The sequence below is a fragment of the Billgrantia zhangzhouensis genome, from assembly GCF_021404465.1.
Classification (GTDB): Bacteria; Pseudomonadota; Gammaproteobacteria; order Pseudomonadales; family Halomonadaceae; genus Halomonas; species Halomonas zhangzhouensis.
In genome coordinates, this window is record NZ_JABFTT010000016.1 from 56617 (window position 1) to 73056 (window position 16440).

The window sequence follows — 16440 nt, forward strand, 5'->3', positions numbered from 1 at the left end:
TCGGCGTGCTTCATGGCATGACGCGGCACTCTGGTCTCGGTCAGGAATGTTATGATTGGATCCAAAGTAGAGCTTTAGGCTTTCGTTTTGGTCAATATATGCTTTAGTTGGATCCATTCGCGATCTCGAAAGGTGCTACTAGGAATGGGGGACAGGCGTGAGCAGCAGCGACAAGAGCGTGGTGAGCCGGTTGCGCAAGCTGATCGGCGAGGGCTTCTATCAGCCCGGTGAGCGCATCGGCGAGGTGGCGGTGGCAGAGCAACTGGGCGTTTCGCGCACCCCGGTACGCCTGGCCTTCCGTACTCTGGAGCAGGAGGGGCTGCTACAGCAGGCTGGCAAGCGGGGCTTCATGGTACGCGAGTTCACCGAAGCGGACGTACTCTGCGCGGTGGAGGTTCGCGGGGTGCTGGAAGGGCTGGCAGCCCGTCGTCTGGCCGAGCAGGGGTTGTCTCAGGAGCTGGATGCCGAGCTGCAGGTTTGGATCCAAAAGGGAAAGGAGCTGCTGGCCAAGGGGTTTCTCGAGGAGCGCGACGTCGATACCTGGAGCGAGCTCAACCGCCACTTCCATGAAACCATCGTCGGCTCGGCCGGCAGCCCGGTGATCGGCGATGCCATTGCCCGCAACAACCATCTGCCCTTTGCCGCCGCCGACTCCATCGTCATCGACAGCGAAGCGCTCGACCGGGAATACCGCAAGCTCCAGCTTGCCCAGACCCAGCACGAGCTGGTGGTACAGGCGCTGCGTCATGGCGAGGGCGCACGAGCCGAGATGCTGATGCGCGAGCACGCCTTCATCGGCCTGCGCTACGGCGAGCTGCTGGGGCTGTAAAGGCCAGTCAAGTGGACTGTCACACGCAGCGGGTGATTTTCGAAAAGTCCAAGAAAGTGCATCGATAATCCTAATGGATGGCTGGCATCCGCCAGTCCCTGTGCAGAAAGGGGAGAAATCCAGGTCCCATAGACTAATGTCGATTATCGGGTATTCCGGGAGTGGAGTAGTTTAGCTGTTAATTCGAACGTAAATTCGTATAGCGAACAAGCGATATGTCCATTATAACGATCTCCCGGAGGCACTCATGAACCGTATCCTGACGCGCTACCTGCTGGCCGCTTCCATTGCTGGTCTTACCGCGGCTTCCGCCGCCCAGGCCTCCACCACCCTGCGCATGTCGCATTTCTGGCCGGACGGCTCCGGCATCAACCAGGAGATCTTCCAGGCCTGGGCCGATGCCGTGCAGGAGGCCTCCGGAGGCGAGCTACAGGTCGAGAACTATCCGTCCCAGACCCTGACCCGTGCTGACCAGGCCTATCAGGGGGCGGTCAACGGCATCTCCGACATCGCCATCACCGCCCAGGGCTACACTGCCGGGCGCTTCCCGCTGTCGCAGATCGTCGAGCTGCCGGGCATTTCCGATACCGCCAGCCAGGGGGCGTGCATCCTGCAAACCCTCTACGACGATGGCCATATCGCCAGCGAGTACGACGACACCAAGGTGCTGTTCATGTTCACCACGGGACCGGGCTACCTGCACACCGTGGACAACGACATCCAGTCGCCCGCCGACCTGTCGGGCCTGCGCATCCGTCGCCCCACCGCCGTGGCCGGTGAGATGCTCGAGCAGCTCGGTGCGCAGCCGGTCGGCATGCCGGCACCGGAAATCTACACCTCCCTGCAGCGGGGCGTGATCGACGGCCTCAGCTTCCCCTGGGAGGGCATGAAGGTGTTCCGTCTCAACGAGCTGGCCAACTACCACACCCAGGTGCCGTTCTATTCACTGGTCTTCGTCGCCACCATGAACCAGAACAGCTTCGATCGCCTGAGCCCCGAACAGCAGGCCGCCATCGAGGCCAACATGGGCATGCAGTGGAGCGAAGTGGCCGGCCGGGTGTTCGACGGCCTGGACGAAGCCGGCAAGCAGGAAGCCGAGGAGGCCGGGCACACCATTCGCGTGATCGACAACCCGCTGGAGCACGACGAATGGGCCGGTCCGCTCGAGACAGGCATCGAGAACTACCTGCGCGAGCTCGAAGGCCGCGGCCTGGACAATGCTCGCGACGTCTATGATGCCGCCATGGCGGCGCGCGAGTCCTGCTCCGTCGAGCAGGGCTGAGCCGGGAGCCTGTGATGCAAGCCTTGTCGTTCGTGAGTCGCCAGTTGGCACGGCTGTGCCTGCTGGTGGCGGGTCTGGCGCTGCTCGGCCTGATGGGCGTGACCATCGTCGACGTGCTGCTGCGCCTAGTATTCCGGCTGTCGGGAGGCGCGCTGAACTGGAGCGTGATCGGCAGCGTCGAGCTGGTGCGCTACCTTCTTATGTTCTCCTTGCTGGCGGCTATGGCTGCCAGCGTGGAGCGTAGCCAGGTTGTGGTGGAGGCCTTTAGCCACGGTTTATCGCCAGCACTCAAGGAGCGTTTGGGGGGGATTTTTTTGATTGGCTTCGTAGTGCTGGGAGCGGTAATGGCGGTCGGGCTGTGGCAGGAAGCCAGCATCGCCTCTCAGCGTGGCCAGGTGACCCAGGACCTGCGCATTCCCATGGCGCCGATCTATCAGTTCGGTGCCGTGCTGTGCGCACTGCTGGCGCTGCGCAGCCTGGTTCACGCCGCGCTTGGGACACTCTTCGCCACCGAGGGAGGAGGTGTTCACCATGGGTAGCGAAATGATCGGTGGCATCGGCCTCGTCGGTTTGCTGCTGTTGCTGGTGCTGCGGGTGCCCGTGGCACTCTCGATGCTGATCGTCGGTGTGGTGGGCTTCGCCCAAGTGATCTCCTGGGGTGCGGCGCTCTCTATGGTCAAGTCGGTACCGGTGGACGTGCTCTCCAGCTACAGCTTCAGCGCCATTCCGATGTTCATTCTCATGGGCGTGCTCGCCGCACACTCGGGCATGGCCGGGATGCTATTCAACTCGACGCGCACCATCTGCGGCGGCTGGAAGGGCGGCATGGCGATTGCCACGGTGGGCTCCTGCGGGGTGTTCTCGGCGATCTCCGGTTCGTCGCTGGCAACCGCCAGCACCATGACCCGCGTTGCCCTGCCCGAGATGGAGAAGCACGGCTATGCGCGTTCGCTGGCGACCGGCACCCTGGCGGCGGGTGGCACTCTGGGCATCATGATTCCGCCCAGCATCGCGTTGCTGATCTACGCCGTCATCACCGAGCAGTCGGTGGGCGACATGTTCGCCGCGGGGATCATTCCCGGCCTGCTGGGGCTCGTCTTCTATGCCCTGACGGTCAGCGTGGTGATGCGTCTCAAGCCCGGCCTGGCGGTGCCCGGCGAACCCACCAGCTTCGCCGAGAAGTTTCGTTCGCTGGCCGGCCTACTGCCCTTCTTCACGGTGTTCGTGATCATCATTGCGGGCATCTACCAGGGCATGTTCACGCCCACCGAGGGTGCCAGCGTGGGTGCCTTTGCCACCCTGCTGTATGCCTTCTACAAGGGCATGCGCCTGGCCGGGCTGTGGCAGAGCGTGCAGGAGACCCTGGCGTTGTCGGCGGTAGTGTTCTTCATGCTGGTGGGGGCCGAGACGCTGGGCTATTTCATCTCGGTGTCGCGGATCTCTTTTACCATCAGCACCTTCCTCGGCGGCCTGGACGTACCGACTATGGTGATCCTGCTGCTGATCCTGCTGCTCTACTTCGTGCTCGGAATGTTCATGGACTCGATTGCCATGCTGGTAATCACGGTGCCGGTGGTGTTTCCGATCATCACCATGCTCGGTATTGATCCGGTGTGGTTCGGCATCCTCACCGTGCTGACGGTGGAGCTGGGGCTGGTGACGCCCCCAGTGGGCATGAACGTGTTCGTGATCAAGGCGATGGCGCCGCATGTCGGTCTGGGCGAAATCTACCGTGGGGTGGCGCCGTTCATCGTGGCGGACCTGCTGCGCCTGGCACTGCTGATCGCCTTCCCCATCCTCACGCTGTGGATGCTGTAGCAGGTTCGCCACGGCGTTTACGCTAATGGCGCATTGTGGCCCTGCCCTTCGGCAGGGCCTTTTACCGTGCGTGTTCGTCAAGACTCTGGCGCAGACGGAACGCCTTGGGGGAAAGGTCGGTGTTGCGCTTGAAGAAGCGGGTGAAATAGGCCGGTTCGGAGAAGCCCAGGCTGTCGGCGACCTGGCTGATGGTCATGTTGGTGTAGATGAGCTGACGCTTGGCCTCGAGCAGCAGGCGCTCATGGAGCAACTGGAGCGCGCTGCGGTCCGCCAGCCGACGGCACAGGGCATTGAGGTGTGCGCTGCTCATGCCTAACTGCTCGGCGAAGCGCTCGACGCTGGGCTGCTGGCGGTATTGCGCCTCGATCAGCGCCTGGAAGTTCGCCAGATGCTCGTGCCCGCGGTCGCGCTGGCGCGGTCTGGGGGAGCTGTCGTGCAGGCCGTGCGGTTCGGCCAGGCGGGAAAGCGCCACCGCCAGGGCCTGGACCAGGGCGCTCAGCATGCGGTCGCGCCCCGGCGCGGGCTGGCGGTATTCGGTATCGATCTGTTCCACCAGGGCGGCCAGGCGTCGGGCCTGCGGCGACTGCGTCAGCGGGTGATAGTCGGCGTGGTGCAGCACCCTGGCCTGCTCCTCGAGCCGCTGCCCGAGCTGCTCGGCCAGCGGTTGCGCCAGGGTGACGATATGGCCTTCTATGTCCTGAGAGAAGCGAAAGCCGTGGATGGTCATCGCCGGCACCACGATCACCAGCGGCCCCTGCAGCTCTTGCTGCGTGCCTTCGAGTTCCAGCTTCACCTGGCCGGAGGCGATATGCAGCACATGCACCAGGTCGGCATGGCGATGGGGGCGGATATGCCAATCGTGTAGCCGGCTGCGTTCGGGAATCGACTCGCAGTGAAGCAGGTCCGGCGTTGGCCAGTGGCGGGTTTCGCCGTAGAGTTTGAAGACGGGAACGGAAGCCTGCGCTGGGTGGCTCATGGGGGCCTCCTGGTCCGGCGGTGCGACCAAAGTCGATGTGGGATGCGTCAAAAATCCAAGTGATGATAGGAATCTTGCCTTAAATCCCACTCTTTTTCATTGAAAAATGCAACTCATATGACAGCGAGATGAGGCATCTTTCATGAAAACCCAGGTCGCCATCATCGGTGCCGGACCCTCCGGGCTGCTGCTCGGCCAGTTGCTGAGCCGCCAAGGCATCGACAACGTGATTCTCGAGCGCAAGAGCGGCGAGTACGTGCTTAGCCGTATTCGCGCCGGCGTGCTGGAGCAGGGCATGGTCGACCTGCTGCGCGAAGCGGGCGTCGATGCGCGCATGAACGAGGAGGGCCTGCCCCACGACGGCGTTGAGCTGGCCTTCGACAACCGCCGCGTGCGGGTCGACCTGGCCGGATTGACCGGCGGCAAGACGGTGATGGTCTACGGCCAGACCGAGGTGACCCGTGACCTGATGGAGGCCCGCGAGGTGACTGGCGGTACGACGATCTACGAGGCCGACAACGTTCGGCCCCATGATCTCGACAGCGACGCTCCCTACGTTACCTTCGACAAGAACGGCGAGACCATACGTCTCGATTGCGACTACGTGGCCGGCTGCGACGGCTTCCACGGCGTGTCGCGCCAGTCGATCCCCAAGGATCGCATCAAGGAGTTCGAAAAGGTCTACCCGTTCGGCTGGCTGGGGCTGCTGGCCGATACGCCACCGGTCTCCGACGAGCTGATCTACGCCCGCCACGAGCGCGGCTTTGCCCTGTGCAGCATGCGCTCGCCGACCCGCAGCCGCTACTACGTCCAGGTGCCGCTCGACGAGGAGGTCGAGGATTGGTCGGACGAGCGCTTCTGGGAGGAGCTCAAGCGGCGCCTACCGGAAGAGGTGGCGGCCAATCTGGTCACCGGCCCTTCGATCGAGAAGAGCATCGCGCCGCTGCGCAGCTTCGTGGTTGAACCGATGCAGTATGGGAGAATGTTCCTAGTGGGCGATGCTGCCCATATCGTCCCACCCACTGGCGCCAAGGGGCTCAATCTCGCCGCCAGCGACGTCAATACGCTCTACCGGCTGCTGGTGAAAGTCTACCATGAGGGCCGCACCGATCTGATTCCCAACTATTCGCGGATTTGTCTGAAGCGCATCTGGAAGGCCGAGCGCTTTTCCTGGTGGATGACCTCGCTGCTGCACAAGTTCTCCGACGAGGAAGACTTCGGGACCCGCATGCAGCAGGCCGAACTCGACTACCTCACCTCATCTGAGGCCGGTCTCAAGACCATCGCCGAAAATTATGTGGGCCTGCCCTACGAGTCGCTCGAATAACGGCGCCACCGTCGTACTGCGCCCGGGCATCGCTAATCGCCCGGGCTTTTTACGGCGCTCAGAAGCCACGAAACGTGGCGATACTCGCCAGCGGCTCGCGCTCGGTGATGAAGCGGTTCTCCGGCGCCTCGGGGACCTCTGCCCCAGGGCGATGGCGCAAAGCACCGGTACGTGACAAGCTCTTGTCATGTACCGTGGCGCCTGTCGCCAACCCATCACACAGTGAGACGACCCATGAGCCGAGCCGTGGGGCTGCCGCGGATCGCCCTGGGCTGATTCCCTGTGCTGTGCCGAAGGCGTCTTGATCGGCCGGCCTCCCTTTTGCTGAAATGCGCCCATGATCCGAAGCCTGATCTACGACACCCTCATCCTGCAGCTCACCACGCGCTGGTACGCCGAGGTGCTCAATCGACTTCCCGATAAGGCCACGCTGCTCGATGTGGGCATCGGCACGGCTGGCGCGCTGTTGGCCAATGCCGAGGCGGCGAAACGCAAGGGACTGCGCATCACCGGCATCGACATCGATACCGACTACGTTGCGCGTGCCCGCAAGCATCTACGGGATTCCATACTGGCAGAGCATGTCTCGGTCCGCCTCGAATCCCTCTACGATCACGAAGATGCCTCCTACGATGCGGTCTACTTCTCCGCCAGCTTCATGCTGCTGCCGGAGCCAGAGCGAGCGCTGCGCCACTCCATTGAGCTGCTGGCGCCAGGCGGACGTCTCTACTTCACTCAAACCTTCCAACAACGGCCCTCTCGCGGCATGGAACGGCTCAAGCCCATGCTCAAGCGGCTCACCAGCATTGAATTCGGCCGGGTGACCTACGAGGGCGTTTTCAGGGCGCAGCTCGACGCCGCCGGCCTGGCGCTAGAGGAGTTCACGGAGCTGGCGTGCCACGGCGACCGGGCGTCGTGCCTGGTGGTGGCCGTGCCTCGGTAGGCTCCGCCGGAAAAGTGAATCCCTCATGAACGATGTAGTCCTTGCCCGCTGCCCCGTTCGGCGTCGGCGGTCAGGGTGCGCAAGCTGGAAGGCTATCCATGGCCCTAGCCCGCCTGGCGTACTGGCACTCGGCTCAGGTGGTTGTTCTCGTCGGCAAGGGTCTGCAGTAGCCGGCACAGCGTCTCGCGCTCGCTCTCCTCAAGAGGGGCAAGGATCTCTTCCTGCACCTCGGTGACCGACGGCTCGGCGGCTTGGCGCAGCCGCTCCCCTTCCTCGGTCAGGGTCACCAGCATTGAGCGGCGGTCCTCCGGGTTGCGGTGCCGGCTGACCAGGCCACGCTCTTCCAGCTTTCTTACCACCACGGCCACGGTGTTGCGGTCCAGGGCCGTATGGCCACCCAGGGTAATCTGATCGATGGGCCCCTTCTCTTCCAGGGCGCAGAGGATGATGTATTGCAGTTGGGTCAGCTGGTAGGCCTCGCATTTACGCAGGAAGATCGCCACGCTGATCTGGTGGCAGCGTCGGAGGAGGTTGCCGGGAAACTGACTGGCCTCTGAGAAGGGAGCTGCGGTCATGATCTCGGTCTTTTCGAGGGGCTGAAGGTATCCGGTTGGGAGTCCAGGCGCGCCGGCAAGGCTTTAGGGCCGTAGCGTCTGCCGAGCCAGGCACAAACTTAGCAGAATGTGCCCGCCGGGGCATTCGCTGTCTGCCCCGGCGTGGCGTTGGCTAACGGAAGATGCTCACCAACCAGGGATTGAAGATAGTGAGAAGGATCACCATGCAGGCCGCCAGTACAAAGGGCGTGATCCACTTGGTGATACGCGGCAGGCTGACGTTGCTGATGGCCGAAGCGACGTAGAGGCCGGCGCCCACCGGCGGCGTCAGCAGCCCCAGGCTCAGGGTCATGCAGGTGACGATGCCGAAGTGGATGGGATCGATACCGTAGCTTTGTTGGGCCACCGGCAGCAGGATCGGCACCAAGATGATCAGCGCGGCGATGCCGTCGAGTACCATGCCCACCAATATTAGCATGGCGAAGACCAGCAGCATGAAAATTAGCGGACTCTCGGTGGCGCCCTGCATGAGCGCTGCCACCTGTTGGGGAATCTGGTTGTAGACCAGCACCCAGCCGAAGGCCTTGGCCGCAGCGATCAGGAACAGCACGATGGCGGTGTTGCGCGCCGTCCGTTGGAGAACCCCGGGAAGCTGCCCCCACTTCAGCTCGCGAAACAGCAGGCCGCCGATGATCAGCGCCATCAGGGTCGCCGCCGCGGCGGACTCGGTCGGGGTGACGATACCGAAGGCAATGCCGCCGACGATCACCAGCGGAATGCTCAGAGTGAGCAGAGCGCCGCGCGTCGCCCCCCACAGGGGGATGCGCTGCTTGTCACTGTCGCCGGCCTTGTGGGCGCGTTTCGCGATCAGGGCGACCAGACCGCTGATCAGCACGAACAGCACCAAGCCAGGAAGGATGCCGCCCAGGAACATCGCCCCGATCGAGACCTGGGCGATCACGCCATAGATGATGAAGACCATGGAGGGCGGGATGATCGGACCGAGCAGGCCGGCGCCCGCAGTGAGGGCGGCGGCGAACCCCTTGTCGTAGCCGTCACGCTCCAGCTCCGGGGTCATCACCCGGCTCATGATGGCGATCTGCGCCGTGGCCGACCCCATGATCGATGCCAGCATCAGGTTCGAGGTCAGGGAGACATAGGCGATGCTGTGAGGAATCCAGGCGAACCAAGCACGGGCCGCGAGGATGATCCGCCGGGTGATTCCACCTTCGTTCATGATCTCGCCGAGCAGGATGAACAGCGGAATCGCCAGCAGATCGAAGACCTCCAGGGAACCGAAGATCACCTGGGGCAGGTTATCGAGCAGGCGATAGTTGCCGGAAGTCATGATGAAGGTGAAGGTCGAGGCCAGTAGCACGAAGGCGATGGGCATGCCGAGCAGCATGAACAACAGAAAGGCGACAAGCGTCATGCGATCACTCCTCGTCGCTGGCCAGAGTGAAGACCGTGCGTGAGCGATCCGGCAACCTGGCGATGAGGTGGAAGAGGGAAGTGGCGCAGAAGATCGGCACGATCAGGTAGAAGTGCCGCTTGGGCCAGTCGAGGGTGATGGCGATGTCGAAGGCGACCGAGGGTGAGCGCAGCCAGCCGATGGAATACCAGAGCATTACCGCCAGGATCGCTAGGCAGACCAGCTCGGTCAGCAAGTAGCAGGCCCGCTGGGCTGAGGCAGGAAGCTGGCCCACCAGCATGGTCAGGCGGACGTGCTGGTCGTGGTGAATCGCGATAGAAATGGACAGGAAGGCCATCCAGATCAGGATATAGATCGCCAGTTCATTGGCGAAGTAAAGGGGGCTGTTGAGTAGGTAGCGTGCGAATACATTGGTGATCAGCAGCACGCCGAAGGCAGCAATCAGCAGGCTGCAGAGAAACTGCTCCACCCGGGCCAGCCCATGGCTGGCCCGGCTCAGCCAGGTGTCGTGTCGGGTATTCATGGGCTCTCCCTACCGAAGCGGGGCGCTCAGGCGTCCCGCCTCGGCCTTATTCGACGTCAACCAGCTCGGCGGATTGCTCCTGGAAGGCCTGGATCAGCGGATGATCGCCGAAGCGGTCGGCGAAGGCCTGGTTGGCCGGGGCGAAAACGCTCTCGGCGTTCTCGAGAGTAAAGACGTCGATGGCCTCCTGGAGGGTAGCGAGGTTGCGCTGCTCGGCCTCGATCTGAGCCTCGATCCCCCAAGCCAGGGCCTCTGCCATGGCCTCGTCGATGATCTGGCGCTCCTCGTCGGAGAGAGAGGCGTAGGTCGTCAGACTCATCACCGAGACGGCGGGGAAGGCCATATGGCTGGTGAGAGTCAGGTGCTCGGCCACCTCATAGAAGCCTGAGCCCACCAGGGCGTCGAGGTCGATATCCACGCCATCGAGAAGACCGTTCTGCAGCCCTTGATAGACGTCCGGCAGGCTGATGGGAGTGGGCCTGGCATCCATGGCGCGCCACCAGGCATTCATCGCGGCGAAAGGGATGATGCGCATGTTCTTGCCGGCGACATCGTCCACGCTTTCGACACGCGCATCGCGCATCAGAATATGGCGCATGCCGGCGAAGGTGTAACCGAAGGCGTGCAGACCCCTGCCTTCCAGGTTGGCCAGCATCTGCTGGGCGGCCTCGGTTTCGCTGGCCTGGGCGGCCTCTTCCACGCTGTTAAAGAGGAAGGGGGTGAACCAGCCGACGATGGAGGGCTCGCGCTGGCTGGTCAGTGCCGCCGTCATGATGCCCATGTCGAGTAGCCCGGTCTCCATCTGGGAGAACATGGCCGACTCATCGCCTAACTGACCCGCAGGGAAGAGGGCGATGGTCAGATCGCCATCGCTGCGCTCGGCGACAGCCTTGGCGAATTGCTCGGCGGTTTGGGTCCAGATGTGCTGGGACGGTGTGATCATGCCCAGACGCAGTTCCTTGGCCAGTACGGGGGCGCTTGCCGCAGTCATGGAAGCCGAGAGCAGGATCAGGGTCAGGGGGCGGCGGATCGAAGGGCGTGCAGCGGTTGTCATTGTCGGCTCGCTTGTCGGTGGTCAGGAAGTGGTCATTCTTTGATCTATGTCAGTATTATGATCATCACAATAATGATCAATAATCCGAAAGTCGACGTCATGTCCGGGGTGGCAGAACATCGTTGGATGTCGCCTCGCGACACATGGCTCGGCAAAAAGTCTAATTGTTTGTTCTGAAGTTGATCACAATACTGATCATTGTCATGACGATTCGCCGCTGCGGGCTCACCCTATCCCCTGATGGAACCCACAACGACCCGTAGCACACGGGATGGAGAAAACAGATGCAGTATTTCCTCAACGGCTACCGTAGTGGCGACCCGCGACTCCAGCCTGTGGCCGAGGGACGCAGCGAGGCACAGGGACCCCTACCGGAGGAGGTGGATGTGCTCATCGTTGGCTCTGGTCCCGCCGGACTGCTGCTGGCGGCCCAACTGTCGAGCTTTCCGAATATTATCACTCGCGTGGTGGAGAAGGCCGATGGAGCCCTCGCGGTGGGGCGCGCCGACGGCATCGCCTGCCGCACGGTGGAGATGTTCGAGGCCTTCGGCCTGGCCGAGCGGATGACCACCGAGGCCTACTGGGTCAACGAGACCCATTTCTGGGGCCCGGCCCCCGGCGACAAGTCACGGATCACTCGGCTCGGCCGCGTGCAGGACGTGCGCGACGGCCTCTCCGAGTTCCCCCATGTGATCGTCAACCAGGCTCGCCTGCTCGACTTCCTGCTGGAGTACATGCACAACTCCCCGAGCCGACTGCGGGTCGACTACGGCCACGAGACGCTCAAGGTGGAGGCGCCCGAGGCCCCCGGCGAGCGCGTCGCGGTGACCCTCAGGGCGGCGGAGGGCGAGAAGACCGTGCGCGCCCGCTACGTGGTCGGCTGCGACGGCGCCCACAGCGTGGTGCGCGACTCCATCGGTCGCGTGCCCCAGGGCCATGGCGAGGACAAGGCGTGGGGCGTGATGGACGTGCTGGCGGTGACCGACTTCCCGGACATCCGCTTCAAGTGCACCATCCAGTCCGCTGAGGCGGGCAACATCCTGCTGATCCCCCGCGAAGGCGGCTACATGGTCCGGCTCTACGTCGACATGGGCAACATCGCCCCGGACGCCTGGCTGACCAAGGAGGAGGTGCTGGCCAAGGCCCAGGCGGTGCTGGCGCCCTACACCTTCGAGGTGAAGGAGACCGCCTGGTTCTCCGTCTACCGGGTCGGCCACCGGGTCACCGACAAGTTCGATGACGTCGACGACGACCAGATGGAGAGCCGCACGCCGCGGGTCTTCATCGCCGGCGACGCTTGCCACACCCACACCGCCAAGGCCGGCCAGGGCATGAACGTGTCGATGCAGGACACCTTCAACCTCGGCTGGAAGCTGATCTCAGTGCTTGAGGGGCGCAGCCCGGCGAGCCTGCTGCACACCTACAACGCTGAGCGCCACGTCATCGCCGAGAACCTGATCGAGATGGATACCCGCTGGTCACGGGCGATCGGTGCGGCCCAGGACGCCGACGACCCCGAGGCCGCCATGAAGGGGCTGGCCGAAGTGCAGCGCCAGTTCGTCACCAACAGCGAGTTCACCGCGGGCTTCGCCACCCACTATGCACCGAATCTGCTCACCGGTGACGACAGTCACCTGCACCTGGCTACCGGCTTCCCGCCTGGGCGTCGGTTCCACTCCGCCGAGGTCATCCGGCTCGGCGATGCCAAACAGATCCACCTGGGGCACGTGCATCGCGCCGACGGCCGCTGGCGTCTCTACGCCTTCGCGGACATGGTCGACCCGAGAAGCCCCGGCTCGCGCTTCAACCAGTTGATGGACTTCCTGGCCAGCGACGCCTCGCCGATCCGGCGCTTCACCCCGCAAGGGGCCGACCCGGACGCGATCTTCGATGTCCACGGCATCATTCAGCAGTCGCATCTCGAGGTGGACTGGGCCGAGATGCACGATCTACTCAAGCCCCACAAGGGCTCCCTCGGCCTGCAGGACTACCAGAAGGCCCACGCGCCGGTGTCGGGCACCGACCAGGACATCTTCGACCTGCGCGGCATCGACCGCGGCGCCGGTGCCCTGGTGGTGGTACGCCCGGACCAGTATGTCTCCCTGGTGCTGCCGTTGGATGGCTTCGATGCGCTCGACGCGTTCTTCTCTAACTTTATGGTAGAGCTGGACTGAAAGCATCGTCTCGCCATTCACCGGGGCCAACGACGGCGTTGACCCTTTCGTGCCGGCAGCTCATGGATACCTACCGCTGCGGCGATTCTCCACCAACACCTCGAGAATGGCGTTGGCCTCTTGCATGATCGGCGAGGGCGCTTCCCCCTTGCGTCGGCTGCAGAGCACCGGCGAGGTCAGCCCCGGGGCGGCGAGGTAGACGTAGACGATGCCGTCGCGGCGGACGCGCTTGACCTGCTCCGGCACTAGGGTAATGCCGATTTCCGAGGCGACCAACGCTAGCGCTGTCTGCAGCTCGTTGGCTTCCTGGGCCACGGTGACTTTGAGCCCGCGGCGACGAAACAGTCCCAGTGTCATGTCGGCCAGGCTGGGGCGCGGCTGGGCCGGAAACAGTACCAGGGGATATTCGGCGAGCTGGGCCAGTGTCGGCGTGGTCTCGGCCAGCGGATGACCTTCGGGCAGAGCGGCCATCAGCGGCTCGTCGAACAGGTTTTCCTGCTCAACGTCGGGATCGTCAATACGCATGCGGCCGAAGCCCATATCGATGCGCCCGCTCTTGAGCGCTTGCACCTGCTGCACCGTGGTCAACTCTGCCAGTACCAACTCGACATTATCCTTTTGTCGTAACTCGCGCACCAGCAGGGGCAATTGCCCGTAAAACACCGAGGGAACGAAGCCGATGCCGAACATCACGCGCTTGCTGCGGGCCAGGCGTTGGGTGGCGGCCACGGTGGCGTCGACCTTCTCCAATATCTGCAGAGTATGCTCATGAAAGAACTGGCCCGCTGGCGTCAGGCGCAGCCCACGTGCGCTCCTCTCGAACAGATAGGCGCCTATCTCTCCTTCCATTTGCTTGATTTGTCGAGATAAAGGCGGCTGTGCCATGTGCAGCTTGGCGGCCGCTCGGGTCAGGTTAAGCTCCTCCGCCACGACGCAGAAGTAGCGCAGATGTCGCAGCTCCATGATACCTCCAGGGTATGGATGACGACCTAAACGATATTGGTTCGGCCGCGCCGGGGCAATCAGACTGCCATGGTATCGAAACACCGAACCGCCGGAGCGCGCATGTCATCTGTCATCGAGTCCATCGAAACGCTGCTGGTCGACCTGCCGACCATCCGCCCCCACAAGCTCTCCATGACCACCATGGCCTGCCAGACGCTGGTCATCGTGCGCCTTCGCGACAGCGACGGCATCGAGGGGCTGGGCGAAGGCACCACCATCGGCGGGCTCGCCTACGGCCCCGAGAGCCCCGAGAGCATCAAGCGCAACATCGACGCCTACCTGGCGCCGCTGCTGATCGGCCAGCCGGCAGGCGCCGTCGCCACGCTACGGGCCCGACTCGACCGCCATGCCCGCGGCAACGCCATCGCCAAGTCGGCGCTGGAGACCGCGCTGCTCGACGCCCAGGGCAAGCGCCTGGGACTGCCCGTGGCCGAGCTGCTCGGCGGCGTGCGCCACGACCACCTGCCGGTGCTATGGACCCTGGCCAGCGGTGATACCGCCCGCGACATTGACGAGGCCTTCCAGCGCCTGGAACAGCGTCGCCACTGTGACTTCAAGCTCAAGATCGGTGCCAACGCCGTGGACGACGACGTGCGCCACGTGGCCGCGATCAAGCAGGCGCTGGGCGAGCGGGCCAGTGTGCGGGTCGACGTCAACCAGGCCTGGGACGAGAGTACCGCCGTGCGCGGCATCGCCGCGCTGCAGGCCGCCGGCATCGACCTGATCGAGCAGCCGATTCCCGCCCGCGAGCAGGCCGGGCTGGTACGCCTGGCCAACCGCTTCGAGGTGCCGATGCTGGCCGACGAGGCGGTGGCCGACGCCCGCGACGGCTTCGCCCTGGCCGCGGCCGGCTTCAATGGCGCCTACGCGCTGAAGATTGCCAAGGCCGGCGGCCCGCGCGGCGCCCTGGCGCTGGCCCAGGTCGCCCAGGCGGCCGGCATCGGCCTCTACGGTGGCACCCTGCTCGAGGGCACCATCGGCACCGCCGCCTCGTTGCACGCCTGGGCGACGCTGCCCGAGCTGGCCTGGGGCAGCGAGATGTTCGGCCCGCTGCTGCTCAAGGAGGACATCGTCGCCGAGCCACTGGCCTACGGCGAGTTCGGCGTCGCGCTGCCCACCGGGCCGGGGCTGGGAGTCGCCCTGGATGAAGACAAACTCGCGCACTTCACACGCAAGTAAACGGAGGACCTCACGCATGCTGTTTCAGGTGGAAATGACCGTTAGGCTGCCGCCGTCGATGCCGGCTGAAGAGGCCGCCGCGATCAAGGCGCGCGAGAAGGAGTACGCCCAGGAGCTTCAGCGCCAGGGCAAGTGGCGCCACCTGTGGCGGGTCGCCGGCAGCTACGCCAACGTCAGCATCTTCGACGTGCGCGACAACGCCGAGCTGCAGGAGATCGTCGCGGGCCTGCCGCTCTTCCCGTGGATGGAGATCGGCGTCAAGCCGCTGTGCCGCCATCCGTCCTCCATCCGCGACGACGACAGCTGAGTCACGACGCATCACGCCAGCCCCGTAGGGCAACCAACGACAACGAGGAATGACCCATGACCGTGAAGATCTTCGATACCCCCGAGGTGCAGAACTTCCTGAAGGCCGTCTCCGGCTTCGACGAGCAGGGCGGCAGCCACCGCGCCAAGCAGATCATGCATCGCCTGCTCTCCGACCTGTACCGGCTGATCGACGACTTCGACGTCACCCCGGAGGAGTACTGGTCGACCGTCAGCCTGCTCAATGCGCTGGGCGGCCAGACCCAGTTCGGCCTGCTCTCGCCGGGGCTCGGCTTCGACCACTACCTCGACATGCGTCAGGACGCCATCGACGCCGAGGCCAAGCGCAACGGCGGTACGCCGCGCACCATCGAGGGCCCGCTCTACGTCGCCGGCGCCCCCGAGGCCGAGGGCTTCGCGCGCATGGACGACGGTCAGGACCCGGACGGTGAAACCATGTGGTTGACCGGCCAGGTGCGCGATGTCGACGGCAAGCCGGTGGCCGGCGCCAAGGTCGAGATCTGGCACGCCGACTCCAAGGGCGGCTACTCCTTCTTCGACAAGACCCAGAGCGAATACAACCTGCGCCGCACCATCGTCACCGATGCGCAGGGCCGCTATACCGCGCGCAGCATCATCCCCTCCGGCTACGGCGTGCCGGAAGGTGCCCCCACCGACCAGGTGCTCAAGGCTCTGGGCCGCCACGGCCAGCGCCCGGCGCACATCCACTTCTTCATTTCCGCGCCGGGGCACCGTCACCTGACCACCCAGATCAACCTGGCCGGCGACCCCTATACCTTCGACGACTTCGCCTTCGCCACCCGTGAGGAGCTGGTCATTCCGGCGAACCGCATCGAGGACCCGGCCGAGATCGCCCGGCGCGAACTGGACGGCCCGTTCTCCGAGGTGGTCTTCGATGTCGAGCTGGCGCGTACCGAGGCCCCCGAGCTGCAGGTTCGCCACAAGCGCCCGCGGGCCCTGGAAGACGCCGAGGATCAGGCCAGCCAACTGGCCGGCGCCGCCGAGGTCTGAGCGCCC

At 64.3% G+C, this 16440-nt stretch carries 16 protein-coding genes; 10 read left to right on the top strand and 6 right to left on the bottom strand.

The features are described from left to right. The first annotated feature begins 157 nt into the window (after nucleotides 1-157). The 4 genes from HOP51_RS18425 (at nucleotide 158) to HOP51_RS18440 (ending at nucleotide 3929) form a co-directional block, all read left to right on the top strand. Nucleotides 158-829: a GntR family transcriptional regulator gene (locus tag HOP51_RS18425; protein ID WP_234275342.1), complete on the top strand. Its 672-nt coding sequence runs from the start codon at nucleotides 158-160 to the stop codon at nucleotides 827-829. A gap of 247 nt (nucleotides 830-1076) precedes the next feature. Next, nucleotides 1077-2111 (top strand): TRAP transporter substrate-binding protein, encoded by a 1035-nt coding sequence (locus tag HOP51_RS18430; protein ID WP_234275343.1) that lies wholly within the window; start codon nucleotides 1077-1079, stop codon nucleotides 2109-2111. A 14-nt stretch (nucleotides 2112-2125) separates the two neighbouring features. Next, a complete protein-coding gene (locus tag HOP51_RS18435; protein ID WP_234275344.1) occupies nucleotides 2126-2650 on the top strand; it encodes a TRAP transporter small permease in 525 nt (174 codons plus the stop codon). Next, nucleotides 2643-3929 (top strand): TRAP transporter large permease, encoded by a 1287-nt coding sequence (locus HOP51_RS18440; RefSeq protein WP_234275345.1) that lies wholly within the window; start codon nucleotides 2643-2645, stop codon nucleotides 3927-3929. Before HOP51_RS18435 ends, HOP51_RS18440 begins: the two co-directional genes overlap by 8 nt. Nucleotides 3930-3990: 61 nt before the next feature. On the opposite strand, the gene HOP51_RS18445 is transcribed toward HOP51_RS18440, so the two are convergent. Further along, nucleotides 3991-4905, bottom strand: a complete 915-nt coding sequence (locus HOP51_RS18445; protein WP_234275346.1) for a helix-turn-helix domain-containing protein — start codon at nucleotides 4903-4905, stop codon at nucleotides 3991-3993. Nucleotides 4906-5047: 142 nt separating this feature from the next. Between HOP51_RS18445 and pobA the strand changes: the two genes are divergently transcribed. Beyond that, the gene (gene pobA, locus HOP51_RS18450; RefSeq protein ID WP_234275347.1) at nucleotides 5048-6232 is read left to right on the top strand and encodes a 4-hydroxybenzoate 3-monooxygenase; all 1185 of its coding nucleotides are present in this window, start codon (nucleotides 5048-5050) and stop codon (nucleotides 6230-6232) included. Nucleotides 6233-6569: 337 nt separating this feature from the next. Beyond that, nucleotides 6570-7175 carry a class I SAM-dependent methyltransferase gene (locus HOP51_RS18455; RefSeq protein WP_234275348.1) on the top strand — a complete coding sequence of 202 codons (606 nt, stop codon included), beginning with the start codon at nucleotides 6570-6572 and terminating at the stop codon, nucleotides 7173-7175. Nucleotides 7176-7279: 104 nt separating this feature from the next. Here HOP51_RS18455 and HOP51_RS18460 read toward each other — a convergent pair whose 3' ends face one another. From HOP51_RS18460 to HOP51_RS18475, 4 genes are all read right to left on the bottom strand, one after another. Next, on the bottom strand, nucleotides 7280-7750 hold the full coding sequence (locus tag HOP51_RS18460) for a MarR family winged helix-turn-helix transcriptional regulator (protein WP_234275349.1): 471 nt from the start codon (nucleotides 7748-7750) through the stop codon (nucleotides 7280-7282). 151 nt (nucleotides 7751-7901) lie between these two features. Then, nucleotides 7902-9161, bottom strand: coding sequence for a TRAP transporter large permease (locus HOP51_RS18465; protein WP_234275350.1), 1260 nt, complete (start codon nucleotides 9159-9161; stop codon nucleotides 7902-7904). Between the two features lie 4 nt (nucleotides 9162-9165). Continuing rightward, nucleotides 9166-9684 (bottom strand): TRAP transporter small permease, encoded by a 519-nt coding sequence (locus HOP51_RS18470; protein ID WP_234275351.1) that lies wholly within the window; start codon nucleotides 9682-9684, stop codon nucleotides 9166-9168. A 46-nt stretch (nucleotides 9685-9730) separates the two neighbouring features. Continuing rightward, nucleotides 9731-10738, bottom strand: a complete 1008-nt coding sequence (locus HOP51_RS18475) for a TRAP transporter substrate-binding protein (protein WP_234275352.1) — start codon at nucleotides 10736-10738, stop codon at nucleotides 9731-9733. Between the two features lie 284 nt (nucleotides 10739-11022). Between HOP51_RS18475 and HOP51_RS18480 the strand changes: the two genes are divergently transcribed. Continuing rightward, entirely contained in the window at nucleotides 11023-12912 is a 1890-nt protein-coding gene (locus HOP51_RS18480) for an FAD-dependent monooxygenase (RefSeq protein WP_234275353.1), read from the top strand. A 60-nt stretch (nucleotides 12913-12972) separates the two neighbouring features. Here the strand turns inward: HOP51_RS18480 and HOP51_RS18485 are convergent, their stop codons facing one another. Continuing rightward, nucleotides 12973-13875, bottom strand: coding sequence for a LysR family transcriptional regulator (locus tag HOP51_RS18485; protein WP_234275354.1), 903 nt, complete (start codon nucleotides 13873-13875; stop codon nucleotides 12973-12975). Nucleotides 13876-13977: 102 nt separating this feature from the next. Between HOP51_RS18485 and HOP51_RS18490 the strand changes: the two genes are divergently transcribed. From HOP51_RS18490 to catA, 3 genes are read left to right on the top strand one after another with little or no spacing between them, the layout of a single operon-like run. Then, nucleotides 13978-15096, top strand: coding sequence for a muconate cycloisomerase family protein (locus HOP51_RS18490; protein WP_234275355.1), 1119 nt, complete (start codon nucleotides 13978-13980; stop codon nucleotides 15094-15096). 16 nt (nucleotides 15097-15112) lie between these two features. Then, nucleotides 15113-15403: a muconolactone Delta-isomerase gene (gene catC, locus HOP51_RS18495; RefSeq protein ID WP_234275356.1), complete on the top strand. Its 291-nt coding sequence runs from the start codon at nucleotides 15113-15115 to the stop codon at nucleotides 15401-15403. Nucleotides 15404-15459: 56 nt separating this feature from the next. Next, nucleotides 15460-16434 carry a catechol 1,2-dioxygenase gene (gene catA / locus HOP51_RS18500; protein ID WP_234275357.1) on the top strand — a complete coding sequence of 325 codons (975 nt, stop codon included), beginning with the start codon at nucleotides 15460-15462 and terminating at the stop codon, nucleotides 16432-16434. The last annotated feature ends 6 nt before the right edge of the window (nucleotides 16435-16440 follow it).

What these genes read in the sequence shown, in the direction of transcription:
- HOP51_RS18475 (WP_234275352.1), bottom strand. Translation starts at nt 10,738, where the DNA reads ATGACAACCGCTGCACGCCCTTCGATCCGCCGCCCCCTGACCCTGATC.
- HOP51_RS18445 (WP_234275346.1), bottom strand. Translation starts at nt 4,905, where the DNA reads ATGAGCCACCCAGCGCAGGCTTCCGTTCCCGTCTTCAAACTCTACGGC.
- HOP51_RS18465 (WP_234275350.1), bottom strand. Translation starts at nt 9,161, where the DNA reads ATGACGCTTGTCGCCTTTCTGTTGTTCATGCTGCTCGGCATGCCCATC.
- HOP51_RS18435 (WP_234275344.1), top strand. Translation starts at nt 2,126, where the DNA reads ATGCAAGCCTTGTCGTTCGTGAGTCGCCAGTTGGCACGGCTGTGCCTG.
- pobA (WP_234275347.1), top strand. Translation starts at nt 5,048, where the DNA reads ATGAAAACCCAGGTCGCCATCATCGGTGCCGGACCCTCCGGGCTGCTG.
- HOP51_RS18470 (WP_234275351.1), bottom strand. Translation starts at nt 9,684, where the DNA reads ATGAATACCCGACACGACACCTGGCTGAGCCGGGCCAGCCATGGGCTG.
- HOP51_RS18485 (WP_234275354.1), bottom strand. Translation starts at nt 13,875, where the DNA reads ATGGAGCTGCGACATCTGCGCTACTTCTGCGTCGTGGCGGAGGAGCTT.
- HOP51_RS18480 (WP_234275353.1), top strand. Translation starts at nt 11,023, where the DNA reads ATGCAGTATTTCCTCAACGGCTACCGTAGTGGCGACCCGCGACTCCAG.
- catA (WP_234275357.1), top strand. Translation starts at nt 15,460, where the DNA reads ATGACCGTGAAGATCTTCGATACCCCCGAGGTGCAGAACTTCCTGAAG.
- catC (WP_234275356.1), top strand. Translation starts at nt 15,113, where the DNA reads ATGCTGTTTCAGGTGGAAATGACCGTTAGGCTGCCGCCGTCGATGCCG.
- HOP51_RS18455 (WP_234275348.1), top strand. Translation starts at nt 6,570, where the DNA reads ATGATCCGAAGCCTGATCTACGACACCCTCATCCTGCAGCTCACCACG.
- HOP51_RS18460 (WP_234275349.1), bottom strand. Translation starts at nt 7,750, where the DNA reads ATGACCGCAGCTCCCTTCTCAGAGGCCAGTCAGTTTCCCGGCAACCTC.
- HOP51_RS18430 (WP_234275343.1), top strand. Translation starts at nt 1,077, where the DNA reads ATGAACCGTATCCTGACGCGCTACCTGCTGGCCGCTTCCATTGCTGGT.
- HOP51_RS18440 (WP_234275345.1), top strand. Translation starts at nt 2,643, where the DNA reads ATGGGTAGCGAAATGATCGGTGGCATCGGCCTCGTCGGTTTGCTGCTG.
- HOP51_RS18490 (WP_234275355.1), top strand. Translation starts at nt 13,978, where the DNA reads ATGTCATCTGTCATCGAGTCCATCGAAACGCTGCTGGTCGACCTGCCG.